The following is a 14,987-nucleotide window of genomic DNA, read 5'->3' on the forward strand; positions in this document are numbered from 1 at the left end:
GCTCGGCGGCGGGTATTACGCCTATGATGTGCTCGTCGCCTCGCAGCACGTCGAAACCGACAATGCCTATGTCGGGGCTAATGTCGCCCAGGTCACGCCGCTGGTGGGCGGGCCTGTGCTTGATGTTCTTGTCGACGACACGCAATCTGTGCGGCGGGGGGACATCCTTGTCCGGCTCGACAACACCGATGCGAAAATCACTCTAGCCCGCGCCGAAGCGGAGTTGGCGACAACCATTCGCAAGGTGCGCGGACTGGTCGCGACCGACAGCGGTCTGGGCGCGCAGATTGCCGCCCGTGTCGCCGAACAGGCCAGCGTTGAGGCTCAACTCGCAGCTGCCCGTGGCGATCTCGACAAGGCACGCATCGATCTTCAACGGCGCGAGGCGTTGGCCGCCTCCGGCTCGGTGTCAGGCGATGAGTTGACGGTGGCGCGCAATGCCCATCACACCGCGCTTGCGAAGGTGAGGGCAGCCGAAGCCGCGCAGGCGCAGGCACGCGCCAACCGCACCGCTGCCATCGGCAGCCGCGACGCCAACAAGGCACTGATCGACAATTCGACGAACGATACAAACCCTGAGGTTCTGGCCGCCAGAGCCGCTCGCGATCAGGCGCGTGTTGATCTCGAACGTACCGTGCTGCGTGCGCCGATCGATGGCGTCATCTCCAGGCGGCAGGTCCAGATTGGGCAGCGCGTACAGCCCGGCCAGGCCTTGATGGTCGTCGTCCCTATTCAGGGCGCTTACGTCGACGCCAACTTCAAGGAAGTGCAGCTTGCCAAGGTTCGCCCCGGGCAGTCGGTCACGCTGACGTCGGACCTTTATGGCGGCGAGATCGAGTATCGTGGTCGCGTAGTCGGCTTCTCGGGCGGCACCGGCGCCGCCTTCGCAGTGGTGCCCGCCCAGAACGCAACCGGGAACTGGATCAAGGTCGTGCAGCGTCTTCCAGTTCGCATCAAACTGGATGCCAAACAGCTTCGTGAGCATCCGTTGCGCGTGGGTCTGTCGATGACAGCCGACATCGACATTTCGCACTGATCGCCAGGAGCCGCACCGATGGCCACCGTCCTCTTTGCTCGCGCGCCAACCCTGGCTGCAGGACCGCTTACCGGAACGCCACTCATCCTCGCCGCGATCATGATCGGGCTCGGGAACTTCCTGGTTGTGCTTGACACGACCATCGCCAATGTTTCGATTCCGACGATCGCGGGTGCGCTTGGCGTGTCCTCGTCGCAGGGAACTTGGGTCATCACCTCCTATGCGGTGGCGGAGGCGATCACCGTCCCTCTCACAGGCTGGCTCGCAAAGCGTTTTGGCGCGCAGCGCGTGTTCATCACCTGCTATCTGGCCTTCGCCGTACTGTCTTTGCTGTGCGGTCTTGCAGGGTCACTTGGCATGCTGATCGCCGGCCGCGTCCTGCTCGGTCTGTGCGGGGGCCCGATCATGCCACTCTCGCAGATGCTGCTGCTGCGCATCTTCCCGCCAGAGAAGGCGACACTGGCCACGGTGATCTGGGCGATGACGACGCTCGTCGGGCCTGTCGCCGGCCCTATCCTGGGCGGGATCATTTGTGACGGAATAGGCTGGGAGTGGATCTTCTTCATCAAGGTGCCGGTGGCCGCGGCGGGCGGCCTTGCCGTGCTCTATTTCCTGCGCGGCCAGCCTGATCCTACCGCGCCCGCCATGATTGACAAGATCGGCCTCGCTCTCCTGATCCTGTGGGTCGGAGCGCTCCAGATCATGCTCGACGAGGGCCGCAACCATGACTGGTTCGCTGCCGCTGAGATCCGATGGCTGGCGGCTATCGCCGCGGTTGGGTTTGTTGCCTTTCTGATTTGGGAGCTGACCGACAAGAATCCGATCGTCGATCTGCGAATTTTCCGCCATCGCGGCTTTGTCGCTGCCTCGGTCACCTATTCCGTCGCCTTCGGAGCCTTCTTCGCCACCCTCGTTCTGCTGCCGCTCTGGCTGCAGCAAAACATGGGCTACACCGCGACATGGGCGGGCTACGCGACGGGTATCATGGGCATATTTGCTGTGGTGTCCGCACCCAGCGTGGGAAAGCTCACGGAGAAGGTCGACCCAAGACTTATTGTCTCGCTAGGCATCATTGGCCTTGGAGCAACCGTGGCCTGGCGGATGAGCTTCAACTCGGACGTCACCTTCCTGCAGATGGCCTGGCCGACCCTTCTCATGGGTCCCTTCATGGTCATGTTCTTCGTGCCCGTGACAGGCCTTGCCATGGCGAGCGTCGATCCAGACGAGCAGGCGAACGCCGCGGGTCTGTCCAACTTCATGCGGACCTTAGGCGGCGCATTCGCAACTTCGATCGTCCAGACCGGCTGGGCGAATGCCGGGCGGGAGAACCAGACGGAGTTGGCCGGCGCCATGTCTCAGGGGCAGGCCACGGTCGATGCCATGATGAGCGGCGGCATGTCTCACCAGTCCGCGACTGCGGCCCTCACCGGCATTGTCGAGGGTCAAAGCGTGATGCTGGGGACGCTCAATATGTTTGCCGCGATCACGATCTGCTTTGCCGTTGCCGCTACACTGATCTGGGTGGCGCCCAAGCCGAAGGGGCCGATCGACACCAGTGGAGCCCATTAGGTCATGCACACTCAAAGGGTGCTGCCTTCCCCCGTCCATCGCCAGCGGTTCGGCGGGCTAGCTGGCCAAGTGGGCGTCGTGGCTGTCCCCGTCCGCCTGGAAACCGATGTTCTCCCTCGGCGTATCTGCACGCCTTCATCGGCGTCCGTGGACGGGCATTCTCAGCTCGGTCACGAAGAGCATGCGGTCGACGGGTCAGCTCCCGACACTACCGGGCTGCCCGTCCTCACGTTGATCGAGCAGAAGGCTCTGCTGGTGGGCCTGTCCGATGGGCTGCAAAGGCGATCAATCAGGCATCCTGAGCCCAGAGGCGTGCTGCGGGCGCTCTTACGGTTAGTGTTCGGGCATCGAGGCGTACCACCGCTGGCCGATCCAAAACTCGAAGCCCTGCGCGCGCTAGCGATGGACCACGTGAGAGGGCGCTCTTGCCCCCGAACTACGATCAGGTGCCAAGGACTTCCGCCCGAGCTTGTAGCTGCGGCACGGCACCTTCTGGCTCATTAAGAGAGCACATCACAGTTGCGAGGAACATTCGAGATGTCGCCTCCCGACTCCCCTCCGACATTTATTGACGAGATGCCGTCTCGGGATGAACGGGCATTCTGCGCTTCTGCTTTGCACTTCGCAGCAGTGCTCAATCGCACAATGAGCGCCGATCAAAACTTTCGCGCGACGCTTCGATGAGGCTTTGCCGCGCGCCCAGGAGGCGAGAGTAAGCAGTGGTTCGTGCAGCGACTGGGTCAGCCGGGCTTTTGCCAAGCTAGCCGCGCCTACGATTTCGCCTGCGACCGAAGCATCGGCTGACCGGACCGGCGGCTTGAGCCGTTTCGGTCAATAAGAGCTGTCCCGTCGGAATTCTGCAGCTTTCCGGGTTCAGCGCTGATGTTTAATCAAGCCGGTAACAGCCCCATCGGGCGTGAGCAGCCACTTCCGCCTGTTGATGGGAACGACGGGTATGTCCCATCATAAGGCATTCCGCAGGCGGAATGACGGGAAACCCAATTGTCGGCACCTACTGTACGACAAACGGGTGGTTTTGGACACGTGCCCGGGGGTGACGGCGCTTAGCGTATATCTGGGTCCGTTCTATGTACCGACCCCATCCCGGTAAAGTCAGCCGCTGTGGCGGCTTGAGCGAACGCCTTCGAGCAAAGCCCGTTATGAAAGTGTCATGCCAAATGGCTCCGCCGTTAATTTCCTTGGGAATGGAGTCCAGACCTTGAATCTCGATCATGGTGAGACCTCCATCATGCGATAATGTTTGGGAAGGCGAAGACCAGCTTTGACGGCTTCCGCTTCAAGCTGGTCCGATAAACAGGTAAGCTTGCCATTCAGTGCACGCTCACGCCACAAATGTGCGCGGCCAAATGCAGTCTTTGAGAACGCGAGGCCCGATATTTCCTTTTTCGAGTCTATCAGCGTATAATAGCCAGAATATTCTGGACCATAAGATCGATAAGACCCTTCTTCGCTTTTCTCCGGCGAGAAAGCGTCAATATCCTGCCCTACGACCAGAAGATGATATTGCTTGGGATATAGTTTGCCGCGCGGCATCCTTATTTCGATCGGGAACAACTGGTGAATACCCGGCTCGAGCCGCTCAATTATTGCCTTCATTCTTTCATCGACCGCCAGAAGGCCGTTTAACGAAATGAGCGAAGCAAGCGACTTATAGCTTTTGGCGGTGATATAGCATTGCGGTGGCTCATGATCTTTGATCGAGTTGAGCGGGGCCAATTCGGGAAATTGGGTTGGCCTTACGCCAAGTTCCTGAGTAAATTTGGATGTAACATAGGTGGGGTAACTGGCTATATCGCCACCTTGGGTATAGTCGTATAAGGCACTCTGAACTTCTGGCGATTGACTCTGATAATAGCGGTTGAGCCGATCACGCCAACCGCCTTTGCCACGCGGGTCGAGACTTTCAAAGTCGCCCTCCGGCCAATAATCGCCAAAACTCGAAGGTATGCTCATTCCCCAAACCATTACGCTGCCTCCCGCATGTCCGATGCATAGCGCGAGAGTGCAGCTTTCCGGTTAATCGTCTCAAAAACGCTGTTTTACGAGATGATGCGGCTCGCTTGCCCGGAAAACCGCACCTCACGCAGCCGTTGTTTGAAAACCCATCTCGAAATCTATGTCCGACAATCAGGCGTTTTGCGACGGGTTCCATTAGGATCAGCGTCCTTCTTCCCTTGCGCGGACGATGGCACTAAATTCTGAAATTACCTGCTGCACGTTGCCGTCATCGCACACGTTGAGCGAGTGGTGGACTGAAACGGCCTGATCGGTTCGCATTTCCAGCCAAGTAATCCGGGCTGTGTTCGGCGCGAGATGGGCCTGCTCTAGCGCGATCTGTTCACTATATCCCGCGATCACATCGTTGATGGCCTCCAGCGCGACCTCATAGGCAATGGCCTGCTTTTGGGACCATAAAGGGCCGGTTGGAGAATCCATGGTTTATTCCTCGCCGCTAGGGCTGTCGCCCTGGCGGCTGAACAGGCGCGACCAGAAACCGCGCTGTGGAGTAGGTTGAGGGGCAGCGCGCTGATCGGTCAGGGCAAGCCGTTGCGCCTGTTCTCGCCAAGCGTTCCGTTCTTCACGCAGTTCCGCAACCTGCTCACGCAACAGCCTGTTTTCAGCCTGTAAACCGGGGGTGTCACTACCTGTTATATCGGGCTGTAAAGGTTGCTGCACCTCATTTACAGGGGGCCATACGCGGAACAGTTCGACAGGCTCAATACGCCACTCGCCATTATCTGACTTTTGGCCGGAAATGCGTCCTGTCTTGATTGCTTTCATGAGCGTTTGGCGGGTGACACCGACCTTTTCCGACGCTTCTCTTAGGGTGATACCCATAGTGTCACTCGCTGTTAAGTTTGCCTGTATGGTATCTATATATCGGTTGCATCGTCATCGGGCGATGTATCGGATGCACGGAGCTTGTTACCTAGGCCAGTAACTAGCTGGGAGAGTTCCTCCTGCATCGCTGGGTCAGGTTCCGGCTGTTGGGTGGCAGGCAAGTCTGGTTCCATTCCCGGTAGTGATGGTTCAGACGGGGGAGGAAGGCCGGGACCGCTTGGCAACTGGCGCTCCCCCGGAAACAGGTTAGGCAGGCGATGGAGCGCCGGTTGCGCGCCTAGCTCTTCACGATCCGGTTGTTCATCGTCTGCGATCAACACAGCCGCCGAAAATAGGCTGTAGCGGATGCCATCACGCTTGCCGGTCCATGCCACCCGATCATTGATGACGTAGGCGCAGGCTGTCCCGGTTGGACCGATCTGGCGGACTTCGATCCACCCCTGTTCGCGGAGTATGGACAAAGCCCGCTTGAGGGTCGGGAGTGAGCAATGCGCTGCCTTTGCCAATGTCGTTTGGCTGGCCACAATGGCATTATGCCGTCCCATTTGAGCTACCAGCACATGAAGCACCGATGAAGCACGGGGATTGGCGATAGCCAGTTGCGCCCATCTCTCATGAGCAGCGCGATCAGTCTGCACCCATGTACCGCCCGGCGGGGTAGTCAAACCTAGTTGCTTTGACTTTTGCGACATTGGCACTCCCTAGTCCCACAGGCAGATAAAATTTGTCAGTCGTGAGCTAGGGGTAGCTCACCCATGAATGAATTTTGAAAGCGATTGAACAAAATCGAAAATGTCTATGCCGCGAACCATGATCTAATTCCAGTCAAAAACTTTCGGATTTTATCCGAACCTAGCTCATAGCTGGTGAGCTAGGGGTAGCTCATAGCTGGTGAGCTACCCCCCCCTCATAAGATGCTGATTAGCAATGTCTTTTTCTCTCTGCCTTCTATGATCTTATGATTACCCCCTGAAAGGGGGTTGCGAGTTATCCATGCCTCGCCATAGCGCTATCCAAAAGCTGGCGACGGCGAGGGGTGGATAACTCGCTAATCAGACCGCCTGCGGCGGGAATGATGAGTGCCGCTAGTCGCGGCACACGCTAGGCATAGGCGGGTAGGAATCCGCACCCCTTCCACGTTGCGCAATGCTGCAAGGTCCCAATTGGCTATCAGGGGGTACAGGAGGCGATTTCCCGCTCGTAGAGCGTAGGGGAGCGGTTGGGGGAAGGTCTGTGCGATCCAAGGGCTTGGCGTGCCCTAACGGGCACCAAAAGGGAAACCGGACTGATGCCAGTTTCTACAGCTTCCCAATATGGGAATTAAGGGTTGTTTCCCATGTTGGGAAATGGCATAGCCTGCTGATGAGGATCATCGCCCGCAAAAACATCGTAGCCTATTTCACGACGCATCCTCTGACCCGTGCGTCACTGACACATTGGCTAGAGGTTGCAGAAAATGCGGACTGGTCTTCGACAATCGAAGTCATGGCCGATTTTTCAAAAGCAAAAACGGTGGCGGCGGAACGGGTTAGATTTGAAGTGGCGGGCGGAGATCATAGAATGATTGTTGCGTTCCATTTTCGGCGAGGGATCGCTTTCATAAAGTTTATTGGGACACATGCTGAATATGACCGCATCGACGCCGCGACCGTCGATCAGTTTTGAAGGACAGGCAAATGGATATCAGACCTATCAGGAATGATGACGACCATCGGGCGGCGGTCGATGAAATCCGCGCGCTCTGGAGCGCGGAAGCGGGCAGCGCGGACGAGGATCGTCTCGATGTGCTGGCAACCCTGGTCGATGAATATGAGCGGAAGCGGTGGCCGGTCGACAAGCTGGACCCGGTGGAAGCGATTGAAGCGGCCATGGAGGCGGAAGGGCGCACCCGCGCCGATCTGGCGTCCCTGATCGGGCAATCGCGCGCGACCGAGGTTCTGGCCCGCAAGCGGGGGCTGACCCTCCACATGATCCGCAAAATCGAACGGGCATGGCATGTCCCTGCATCGATCCTTGTCCGCGAATATCAATTATCGCGCTAAATCAGGGCTGCTGCTCGTAGAGGGGCACCCATTTTCCTTTGCACGTCTGGGCTTTGGCGTCCCATTTGGCGGTGCATCCGTATAGCTGGCGCTCGATCTTGGGTTCCTGCGCCCAGCGATAGGCGAGGGCCGCGGCGAAGATCAGTCCCAGCCCGATGAGGGCGGCGGTGATCCATTCCTTCAGGCGATCCCACCAGACCCCTGCGCTGACCCGCTGAAGCTCCCCAGCGGCCCGGTGGAGGGCACTGACCCCCGCGCCTGCCTGTGCGGTCCATTCGGCGCGTTGGCGGGCGTCCTGTTCGATCTTCTGGGCCAGTGCGGCGACCTGCTGGGCGACCCCTTCGGCCCCGGCCTTGCGCATGGCGTCGAGCAGGGTGCGATAGTCTGCGCCGGGATCGGAGGGAGGGGGAGCATCAAACTCGGCAGGGTCGAAGGGATCAGGCATCGGCGGGGCCACCCTTGAAGGTCCAGCCCTCGAATGCCTTCCGGTCCTGATCGCGGCTGATCCGGCTCATCAGGTCATTGAGGTGGGATTCCCATGCGGGGTCTTTCATGGCGGCATCGAGGAGCAGACCGCCGAGTATGATCTTGCGGCGGGCATCGGCCTTGCGGTTCAGGGTAACGGCGCGGGCTTCCAATGCCTGCAACCGGGCCTTGGCCTGCTGGACCTTGCGACGGGCGGTTTCGATAGCCTCTGGCGTTGGAGCAGCCATGGTCAATCCTTTCGCTGTGCGATACTGATAGCACCGGACCCGACCGAGCGAAAGAGAGGAAGGGCGCACTTATGCAAACTTGCGTTTGCGTACGTCAGGGGATACCCCTGAACCCCAGCGGGCTGTCGCCCGCGCCATGCTCCCGCATGGCAAGGTAAGGGCGCGGCGATGGCGAGCTTCCATCTTGCGGTAAAGACGATAGGCCGTTCCGCCGGTCGCAGCGCGACGGCAGCGGCAGCCTATCGTGCGGGTGTCGAAATCACGGATGAGCGCACCGGCCTCGTCCATGATTACACCCGCAAGCAGGGCGTCGAACATAACGCCCTTGTCGTGCCCGCCGACGCCCCGGCGTGGGCCAGTGACCGGGCCCTGCTCTGGAACGCCGCCGAACAGGCAGAGACGCGCAAGAACTCGACCGTCGCCCGCGAATATGAAATCGCGCTGCCCGCCGAGTTGTCGGCCGAGGCGCGGCGCGAGCTTGCGCTGGGCCTCGCACGGGAGATCAGCGAGCGGCATGGGGTGGCGGTGGACGTGGCGATCCACGCACCAGGTCGCGAGGGCGACCATCGCAACCATCACGCCCATCTGCTGACGACGACGCGGCGGATCGGCCCGGAAGGGCTGGGCGCGAAGACCCGCGAACTGGACCAGAAGACGAGCGGGGAGGTCGAGCGCTGGCGTGGCCGGTGGGCCGAGATGCAGAATGCGGCGCTGGAACGGGCGAACGTCCCGGAGCGGGTGGACCATCGCAGCCACCAGCGGCGCGGAATCGAGCAGGAGGCGACCGTGCATATGGGGCCGAGCGCGACGGCGATGGAACGCCGTGCCGAGCATCAGGCCATGCGGGAGGGGCGGGCCTATGAGCCAGTAACGATGGTGGGCCAGCACAACGCCGGCGTCATCGAGCAGCGGGGCCTGCGCCAGTATATAGAGCGGGGGACCGAGTGGCTGCGCGATGCAGGGCAGCGGATATCGGGCAGGCTGCATGCGTTCGCGGCCACCTTGAGCGGCGCGGTCGATCGCGATCGGCGCGATGCAGCCGAGGCGCAGCGTCAGGAGCGGCTTGTCGCCGAGCGCACCCGTGAGCAGGCACAGGAACGCCAGCAGGTGCAGGACCGTGAGAAAGTGGCGGAGAAGTTCAGGACCATTGCCGGGAAGCGCGAGGCGGGCGGCCATGGCTATGGCGACCATAATAGCGACTGGAAGGCGACCCCGGAGGCGCTCCGCAAGGCGGTGGATGCCTATAACGGAGCGAACCAGCACACCAAGGATCTCTACATCGAGCGGATCCAGCGCGAACCCCAGATGGCGCGCGCGGTGGGCCAGTTGCTCCATGAGCGCGAGCTGGTCCTGCAACGTGATCGTGGCATGAGCCGATGAGGATGACGGAAAACCCTGAAATCGGGGTTTTCGTGCATATTCCCAATCCGGCAGGGTTTTTCGTGCAGCCAGATCGCGGCGGCGGCGTGGTCGTGAGTGTGCCGGTCAGCCATGCGCGGATTCATGTGTTTTACGACATGGTAGGGGTCATCGCAGAATCTGGTCGCAAGCGTACGGTAAGCGGGGGCCTTTGGTGAACCTAGAATAAGTGACGGGTTTCGGAGCGGCTATGACGCCGAATTCCACGCTTTCGCGCGGCGCTCCAAACGAGAGCGTATATGTGACACTTTGTCGGAGTCTGCTGACCGCGACTTTGCTGAAACTCGCCCCTCCGGCTTCCGTACCCCTAAGAGGCTGTGTCAGAACGGTAGTGTAACGGTGGACGATCGGGTTTGGATGTGATTCCGGGCGGTTGCGAGACCAGACCCTGGAAGACATCATGTGGAACCCGACCGCCCGTGCGCTGCATAGCCGCGCAGGGCTGCGCTATGGAAGCGATCTGACCGATGCGGAGTGGGCGATCGTCGCACCGCTTCTGCCCAGGCCCTGCGATCGCGGGCGACGTCGCCGCTGGCACTGGCGCGAGGTACTCGACGCGATCTTCTACGTGTTGAGGACAGGCTGCCCATGGCGCTTTCTGCCCGACAGCTTCCCGCCGTGGCGCACCGTCTATCGCTGGTTCGGCGAGCTACGTGACAGTGACGGGTTCGAGGGCTTGAACCACCACCTCGTTCAGATGGATCGTATCCGTGCCGGGCGCGAGCCGATGCCCTCTGCGGCTGTGATCGACAGCCAGAGCGTAAAGACCACCGAGGCTGGTGGTCTGCGCGGCTACGACGCCGGCAAGAAGATCAATGGGCGAAAGCGCCATGCCATGGTCGATACCGACGGCCGGACGCTCGAACTGCTGGTTCATCCGGCCGACCTGCAGGATCGCGACGGCGCCGTGCCCCTGCTCAAGATGTCCCGCGGTCGGCACCCGTTCGTAAACCTCGTTTATGCCGACAGCGCCTATTCCAGCGCGCGTGTCGCAATGGCGACGTCGATCGGAATCGAGATCGTGCGCAAGTTCGCCGATCAAACCGGCTTCGTCGTCCATCCGCGCCGGTGGGTCGTCGAGCGAACCTTTGCCTGGCTCAATCGCAACAGACGCCTCGCCAAGGACTTCGAGCAGTCCATCCGATCCGCCACCGCGTTCCTGTACGCGGCCTCCGCCATGATGATAATCCGACGGCTAGCTCGTTACGCATGAGATTCGAGACGGACTCTAAGCTATCGTTGTCAAAACTATTTAGCCTCGCTAATCGCTGTTACGATCGAGGCTCGATGCTGATGAAGAATAACAAGCAGCTCTGCTAGCAATCTAAGAAGATCCTCCGCATCTGTGGTAGAAATCCCTATTAATTGTAGCCTTATGATCAATGCTTTTTGCTTGGATATACGCCTTTCTCCATCAGCAATATGTCGATCAGATTCATGAAGATCAGCTAATGAGTACTGCGTCATATCCTAGATTTATCACGATCTAGGCTGGTACGCTATCATCCCCGATGTCGGGCATATAAGCGGAGGTCAGACGCCAAGCTGCCGTTCACTCACGTAACATTGCCTAGCGTACGCTTACGACCAAATTCTGCGATTCCCCCTGGTAGACCCGGCAGGTGTCGACCAAACCAAGTCGTTCACGATGATCGTAGCGAAGGGCCGGATCGGACAGGAGCCGTCATTCGGCTTAGAGCGATAGTCCGCGCGCGATCCATCACGGAGGTAGAGTGGCCGGACATGGGGACATTCCTGCCCGGCAGCTAACGGGCACGTCAATGCGAGTAGCTGACGTAGGATGTCCGCCATGCGATACTTGGAACGCAAGGTCAGGCTGAACTTCGGGGATAGCCTCCATGAGTCGGTTATCACCGGCATCAGCAGCATGCCGACCGAGTCCATATTGTTGAGGAGTGCTCACCCCTGTCCCAGAGGCATGAGCAGAATGGCCATCAGGCTCAAGCTCCAACGACGTCGCCCTCATCTGCGGCTTCCTCCTCCCGCGGCCGCTCTGCCGTCTTCCTGCTCGCCATAAGCGCAAAGGAAAGCGTCAACTGCAGCGGCCGCGGCTCGCTTTGGATCAAGCTCGGGCTTGGCGCCAAAAAGCAGAGGTTCGATGATACCTGCTTCCAGCATCCCCTTGAAGTGGCCGGCGGCAATGCCTGGGTCGACTGCACGGATGGCACCTTGTTCACGCAGGCGCGCGAAGTACGACTTCATCCCTTCCCACCCGCGTTTCGGCCCATTCTCATAGAGCCGGGCCCCCGAGGCAACATGCGTGCCTTCCGCGACAGCTGCTCGCATGACGGTGAGTGCGCCCGGGGTCATCATGAATTCGAGATATGCCTCGCCAAAGCGCTGGAGCACCAGCTCGATTCTCGGCTCGGACGGATCCAGCAGATCTATGACTACCTGTCCCTGCTCCTGCACCGCCTCGAGCATGGCCGCGACGAATAGCTGCTCTTTGGATTTGAAGTAGCCATAGAGCGTGGCTTTTGACCCGCCGACGCGAGCCGCGATCGCCGTCATGCTGGCGCGCTCATAGCCATCTTCTCGAAATACCGTTTTGGCCGCTTCGATGATGGCGTTGCGCCGCTCGTCCGTCCTTACTCTCACCTCTGCTCCTATTCCGAACCCGATCGTACAGTTTTGGTTTGACAAAACAAGCCCGGACTTATAACGATACTGAACGGTCTGGTTAAAAGGCTTCTGGAGCATGAATGATCCGAAACGCGGTTGCCTCACCACGGCAATGGCCACCGCCATTATGGCTACTCTTTTAGGTGGCTGCGCCACACTCCCGCAGGAGAGCCCATTGGGTCGGCCGTCCGAGCCAGAGGATCTGGCGAGCGCAACGAGCCTTGCCGCCCCGGCAGCGCCATGGCCCTCCGACCGATGGTGGGACGACTTCGGCGATCCGCAGCTCAACGGTTTGATCGAGGAGGGCCTGGTCAGCGCGACCGATCTGCGTGTCGCGCAAGCGCGTTTCGCCCGTGCCGAAGCGCTGGTCAGGCAGACGCGAAGCCAGCTGTTGCCCTCGCTTGATGCGAGCGCCCAAGGCGGCGTCAGCAAGCAAAGCTACAATTACCTTATCCCTGGCGATTTTTCGCCTAGGGGATGGCCCGACTACGGCCAAGGCGCCCTCCGCCTCGATTGGGACTTGGACTTCTGGGGAAAAAACCGCGCAGCGCTTGCCGCAGCCCGGTCCGAGGCTGAGGCGGCAGGTGCTGAAGCGGCAGCCGCGAGGCTCGCGGTCTCGGCCGGCATTGCCGCCGCTTATGCCGATCTTGCCGGCTTCCACGCAGAGCATGATGCGGCAGCAAACGCCGTGGAGGTGCGCGCCCGCACGTTGGAGTTGCTGAAGGGCCGCAAAGCACAGGGACTGGAGAACGAGGGTGCGGTGGAACGCGCCCGCTCCGCGCTGGCGACCGCGCAAGGCGACGTAACCGCCCTCGACGAGAACTTGACGCTGACTCGTCACCGTATCGCCGTACTGTTGGGCGCCGGTCCAGACCGTGGCATATCGATCGCCCGCCCCTCAGCGAAGTTCAGCATCGCCCTTGGACTTCCCGCCAACCTGCCCGCCGAACTGATCGGACGGCGGCCTGATATCATCGCCGGCAAGCTTCGCGCCGAGGCGGCGGCAAGCCGGATCAAGCAAGCTCGCGCTGCCTTTTACCCCAATATCAATCTTGCTGGCCTCGTCGGTCTGCAGGCGCTGGGTATCGACAATGTGTTCAAGTCCGGTTCCACCTTTGGAACAGTGGGGCCAGCCATCAGCCTACCGATCTTTGATGGCGGCAACTTGCGTGGTCAGTATCGCGCGGCCGAAGCAGACTATCGGATCGCGGTTGCGCAATATGACGGCGCACTGACGCAGGCGCTTCGCGAGGTCGCTGACGCAGCGGCAAGCAAACGTGCCCTGGGCGAGCGCCTCGGTCGAGCGCAGGAGGCGGAACGCGCCGCAGACGCCGCATGGGCGGTAGCCAACAATCGCTATCGGGGTGGCCTCGCCACCTATCTCGACGTGCTCGTCGCCGAGGACGCGCTCATTGCCGCGCGTCGCACGGTAGCATTGCTGCAGACCCGTGCCTTCGCCCTCGATGTCGCACTCGTTCGCGCGCTCGGCGGCGGCTTTCGTTTTTAAAGGGGATCAGTCCATGTCCAAGACCACCCATATCATCGAGCATGACGTCCACACCATCATCGAGGAAGAAGACCGCGAAGAGGTGGGCGCGCGCACGGGCAAGCGTCGGCGGTTGTTCACCGCACTTGCCGCAACTGTCGCGGTGCTCGGCGGCGGGTATTACGCCTATGATGTGCTCGTCGCCTCGCAGCACGTCGAAACCGACAATGCCTATGTCGGGGCTAATGTCGCCCAGGTCACGCCGCTGGTGGGCGGGCCTGTGCTTGATGTTCTTGTCGACGACACGCAATCTGTGCGGCGGGGGGACATCCTTGTCCGGCTCGACAACACCGATGCGAAAATCACTCTAGCCCGCGCCGAAGCGGAGTTGGCGACAACCATTCGCAAGGTGCGCGGACTGGTCGCGACCGACAGCGGTCTGGGCGCGCAGATTGCCGCCCGTGTCGCCGAACAGGCCAGCGTTGAGGCTCAACTCGCAGCTGCCCGTGGCGATCTCGACAAGGCACGCATCGATCTTCAACGGCGCGAGGCGTTGGCCGCCTCCGGCTCGGTGTCAGGCGATGAGTTGACGGTGGCGCGCAATGCCCATCACACCGCGCTTGCGAAGGTGAGGGCAGCCGAAGCCGCGCAGGCGCAGGCACGCGCCAACCGCACCGCTGCCATCGGCAGCCGCGACGCCAACAAGGCACTGATCGACAATTCGACGAACGATACAAACCCTGAGGTTCTGGCCGCCAGAGCCGCTCGCGATCAGGCGCGTGTTGATCTCGAACGTACCGTGCTGCGTGCGCCGATCGATGGCGTCATCTCCAGGCGGCAGGTCCAGATTGGGCAGCGCGTACAGCCCGGCCAGGCCTTGATGGTCGTCGTCCCTATTCAGGGCGCTTACGTCGACGCCAACTTCAAGGAAGTGCAGCTTGCCAAGGTTCGCCCCGGGCAGTCGGTCACGCTGACGTCGGACCTTTATGGCGGCGAGATCGAGTATCGTGGTCGCGTAGTCGGCTTCTCGGGCGGCACCGGCGCCGCCTTCGCAGTGGTGCCCGCCCAGAACGCAACCGGGAACTGGATCAAGGTCGTGCAGCGTCTTCCAGTTCGCATCAAACTGGATGCCAAACAGCTTCGTGAGCATCCGTTGCGCGTGGGTCTGTCGATGACAGCCGACATCGACATTTCGCACTGATCGCCAGGAGCCGCAC

The 14,987-nt window shown here is 60.8% G+C and carries 16 protein-coding genes; 9 read left to right on the forward strand and 7 right to left on the reverse strand.

From position 1 onward, the window contains the following. A partial coding sequence (locus V474_RS24260) for an HlyD family secretion protein (RefSeq protein ID WP_059153718.1) occupies nucleotides 1-1,036 on the forward strand: 1,036 nt, incomplete at its 5' end. 18 nt (nucleotides 1,037-1,054) lie between these two features. Next, nucleotides 1,055-2,605 carry a DHA2 family efflux MFS transporter permease subunit gene (locus tag V474_RS24265; protein ID WP_059153719.1) on the forward strand — a complete coding sequence of 517 codons (1,551 nt, stop codon included), beginning with the start codon at nucleotides 1,055-1,057 and terminating at the stop codon, nucleotides 2,603-2,605. Between the two features lie 1,230 nt (nucleotides 2,606-3,835). Here the strand turns inward: V474_RS24265 and V474_RS24270 are convergent. From V474_RS24270 to V474_RS25365, 4 genes are all read right to left on the reverse strand, one after another. Continuing rightward, nucleotides 3,836-4,579, reverse strand: coding sequence for an imm11 family protein (locus V474_RS24270; protein ID WP_148649544.1), 744 nt, complete (start codon nucleotides 4,577-4,579; stop codon nucleotides 3,836-3,838). Nucleotides 4,580-4,783: 204 nt separating this feature from the next. Continuing rightward, on the reverse strand, nucleotides 4,784-5,062 hold the full coding sequence (locus tag V474_RS24275; protein ID WP_059153721.1) for a hypothetical protein: 279 nt from the start codon (nucleotides 5,060-5,062) through the stop codon (nucleotides 4,784-4,786). 3 nt (nucleotides 5,063-5,065) lie between these two features. Further along, entirely contained in the window at nucleotides 5,066-5,464 is a 399-nt protein-coding gene (locus V474_RS25360) for a hypothetical protein (protein ID WP_082700019.1), read from the reverse strand. 35 nt (nucleotides 5,465-5,499) lie between these two features. Then, nucleotides 5,500-6,159 carry a helix-turn-helix domain-containing protein gene (locus tag V474_RS25365; RefSeq protein ID WP_082700020.1) on the reverse strand — a complete coding sequence of 220 codons (660 nt, stop codon included), beginning with the start codon at nucleotides 6,157-6,159 and terminating at the stop codon, nucleotides 5,500-5,502. A gap of 670 nt (nucleotides 6,160-6,829) precedes the next feature. On the opposite strand from V474_RS25365, the gene V474_RS24280 reads away from it, so the two are divergent. Beyond that, a complete protein-coding gene (locus V474_RS24280) occupies nucleotides 6,830-7,132 on the forward strand; it encodes a type II toxin-antitoxin system HigB family toxin (RefSeq protein WP_021243411.1) in 303 nt (100 codons plus the stop codon). Nucleotides 7,133-7,143: 11 nt separating this feature from the next. Further along, complete coding sequence (locus V474_RS24285) at nucleotides 7,144-7,509, forward strand: helix-turn-helix domain-containing protein (RefSeq protein WP_021226794.1); 366 nt, start codon at nucleotides 7,144-7,146, stop codon at nucleotides 7,507-7,509. A 1-nt stretch (nucleotide 7,510) separates the two neighbouring features. On the opposite strand, the gene V474_RS24290 is transcribed toward V474_RS24285, so the two are convergent. After that, a complete protein-coding gene (locus tag V474_RS24290) occupies nucleotides 7,511-7,954 on the reverse strand; it encodes a hypothetical protein (protein WP_059153722.1) in 444 nt (147 codons plus the stop codon). Beyond that, entirely contained in the window at nucleotides 7,947-8,222 is a 276-nt protein-coding gene (locus V474_RS24295; RefSeq protein WP_021243413.1) for a hypothetical protein, read from the reverse strand. Before V474_RS24295 ends, V474_RS24290 begins: the two co-directional genes overlap by 8 nt. 168 nt (nucleotides 8,223-8,390) lie before the next feature. Here V474_RS24295 and mobQ point away from each other — a divergent pair, with 168 nt between their 5' ends. The 3 genes from mobQ (at nucleotide 8,391) to V474_RS24310 (ending at nucleotide 10,854) form a co-directional block, all read left to right on the forward strand. Next, nucleotides 8,391-9,602 (forward strand): MobQ family relaxase, encoded by a 1,212-nt coding sequence (mobQ, locus tag V474_RS24300; RefSeq protein ID WP_059153723.1) that lies wholly within the window; start codon nucleotides 8,391-8,393, stop codon nucleotides 9,600-9,602. A 2-nt stretch (nucleotides 9,603-9,604) separates the two neighbouring features. Continuing rightward, nucleotides 9,605-9,799 (forward strand): hypothetical protein, encoded by a 195-nt coding sequence (locus V474_RS24305; RefSeq protein ID WP_059153724.1) that lies wholly within the window; start codon nucleotides 9,605-9,607, stop codon nucleotides 9,797-9,799. A gap of 242 nt (nucleotides 9,800-10,041) precedes the next feature. Continuing rightward, entirely contained in the window at nucleotides 10,042-10,854 is an 813-nt protein-coding gene (locus tag V474_RS24310; protein WP_059153725.1) for an IS5 family transposase, read from the forward strand. Nucleotides 10,855-11,624: 770 nt separating this feature from the next. Here the strand turns inward: V474_RS24310 and V474_RS24315 are convergent. Continuing rightward, a complete protein-coding gene (locus V474_RS24315; RefSeq protein WP_059153728.1) occupies nucleotides 11,625-12,410 on the reverse strand; it encodes a TetR/AcrR family transcriptional regulator in 786 nt (261 codons plus the stop codon). A gap of 49 nt (nucleotides 12,411-12,459) precedes the next feature. On the opposite strand from V474_RS24315, the gene V474_RS24320 reads away from it, so the two are divergent. Together V474_RS24320 and V474_RS24325 are read left to right on the forward strand one after the other, a co-directional pair. Further along, a complete protein-coding gene (locus V474_RS24320) occupies nucleotides 12,460-13,791 on the forward strand; it encodes an efflux transporter outer membrane subunit (RefSeq protein WP_236711431.1) in 1,332 nt (443 codons plus the stop codon). 13 nt (nucleotides 13,792-13,804) lie between these two features. Next, complete coding sequence (locus tag V474_RS24325) at nucleotides 13,805-14,971, forward strand: HlyD family efflux transporter periplasmic adaptor subunit (RefSeq protein ID WP_082700021.1); 1,167 nt, start codon at nucleotides 13,805-13,807, stop codon at nucleotides 14,969-14,971. The last annotated feature ends 16 nt before the right edge of the window (nucleotides 14,972-14,987 follow it).

The sequence above is a fragment of the Novosphingobium barchaimii LL02 genome (assembly GCF_001046635.1).
GTDB classification, from domain to species: Bacteria; Pseudomonadota; Alphaproteobacteria; order Sphingomonadales; family Sphingomonadaceae; genus Novosphingobium; species Novosphingobium barchaimii.

Excerpts from the sequence above, each read along its gene's own strand:
- V474_RS24265 (WP_059153719.1), top strand. The coding sequence starts at position 1,055 with ATGGCCACCGTCCTCTTTGCTCGCGCGCCAACCCTGGCTGCAGGACCG.
- V474_RS24270 (WP_148649544.1), bottom strand. The coding sequence starts at position 4,579 with ATGAGCATACCTTCGAGTTTTGGCGATTATTGGCCGGAGGGCGACTTT.
- V474_RS24275 (WP_059153721.1), bottom strand. The coding sequence starts at position 5,062 with ATGGATTCTCCAACCGGCCCTTTATGGTCCCAAAAGCAGGCCATTGCC.
- V474_RS25360 (WP_082700019.1), bottom strand. The coding sequence starts at position 5,464 with ATGGGTATCACCCTAAGAGAAGCGTCGGAAAAGGTCGGTGTCACCCGC.
- V474_RS25365 (WP_082700020.1), bottom strand. The coding sequence starts at position 6,159 with ATGTCGCAAAAGTCAAAGCAACTAGGTTTGACTACCCCGCCGGGCGGT.
- V474_RS24280 (WP_021243411.1), top strand. The coding sequence starts at position 6,830 with ATGAGGATCATCGCCCGCAAAAACATCGTAGCCTATTTCACGACGCAT.
- V474_RS24285 (WP_021226794.1), top strand. The coding sequence starts at position 7,144 with ATGGATATCAGACCTATCAGGAATGATGACGACCATCGGGCGGCGGTC.
- V474_RS24290 (WP_059153722.1), bottom strand. The coding sequence starts at position 7,954 with ATGCCTGATCCCTTCGACCCTGCCGAGTTTGATGCTCCCCCTCCCTCC.
- V474_RS24295 (WP_021243413.1), bottom strand. The coding sequence starts at position 8,222 with ATGGCTGCTCCAACGCCAGAGGCTATCGAAACCGCCCGTCGCAAGGTC.
- mobQ (WP_059153723.1), top strand. The coding sequence starts at position 8,391 with ATGGCGAGCTTCCATCTTGCGGTAAAGACGATAGGCCGTTCCGCCGGT.
- V474_RS24305 (WP_059153724.1), top strand. The coding sequence starts at position 9,605 with ATGACGGAAAACCCTGAAATCGGGGTTTTCGTGCATATTCCCAATCCG.
- V474_RS24310 (WP_059153725.1), top strand. The coding sequence starts at position 10,042 with ATGTGGAACCCGACCGCCCGTGCGCTGCATAGCCGCGCAGGGCTGCGC.
- V474_RS24315 (WP_059153728.1), bottom strand. The coding sequence starts at position 12,410 with ATGGCGGTGGCCATTGCCGTGGTGAGGCAACCGCGTTTCGGATCATTC.
- V474_RS24325 (WP_082700021.1), top strand. The coding sequence starts at position 13,805 with ATGTCCAAGACCACCCATATCATCGAGCATGACGTCCACACCATCATC.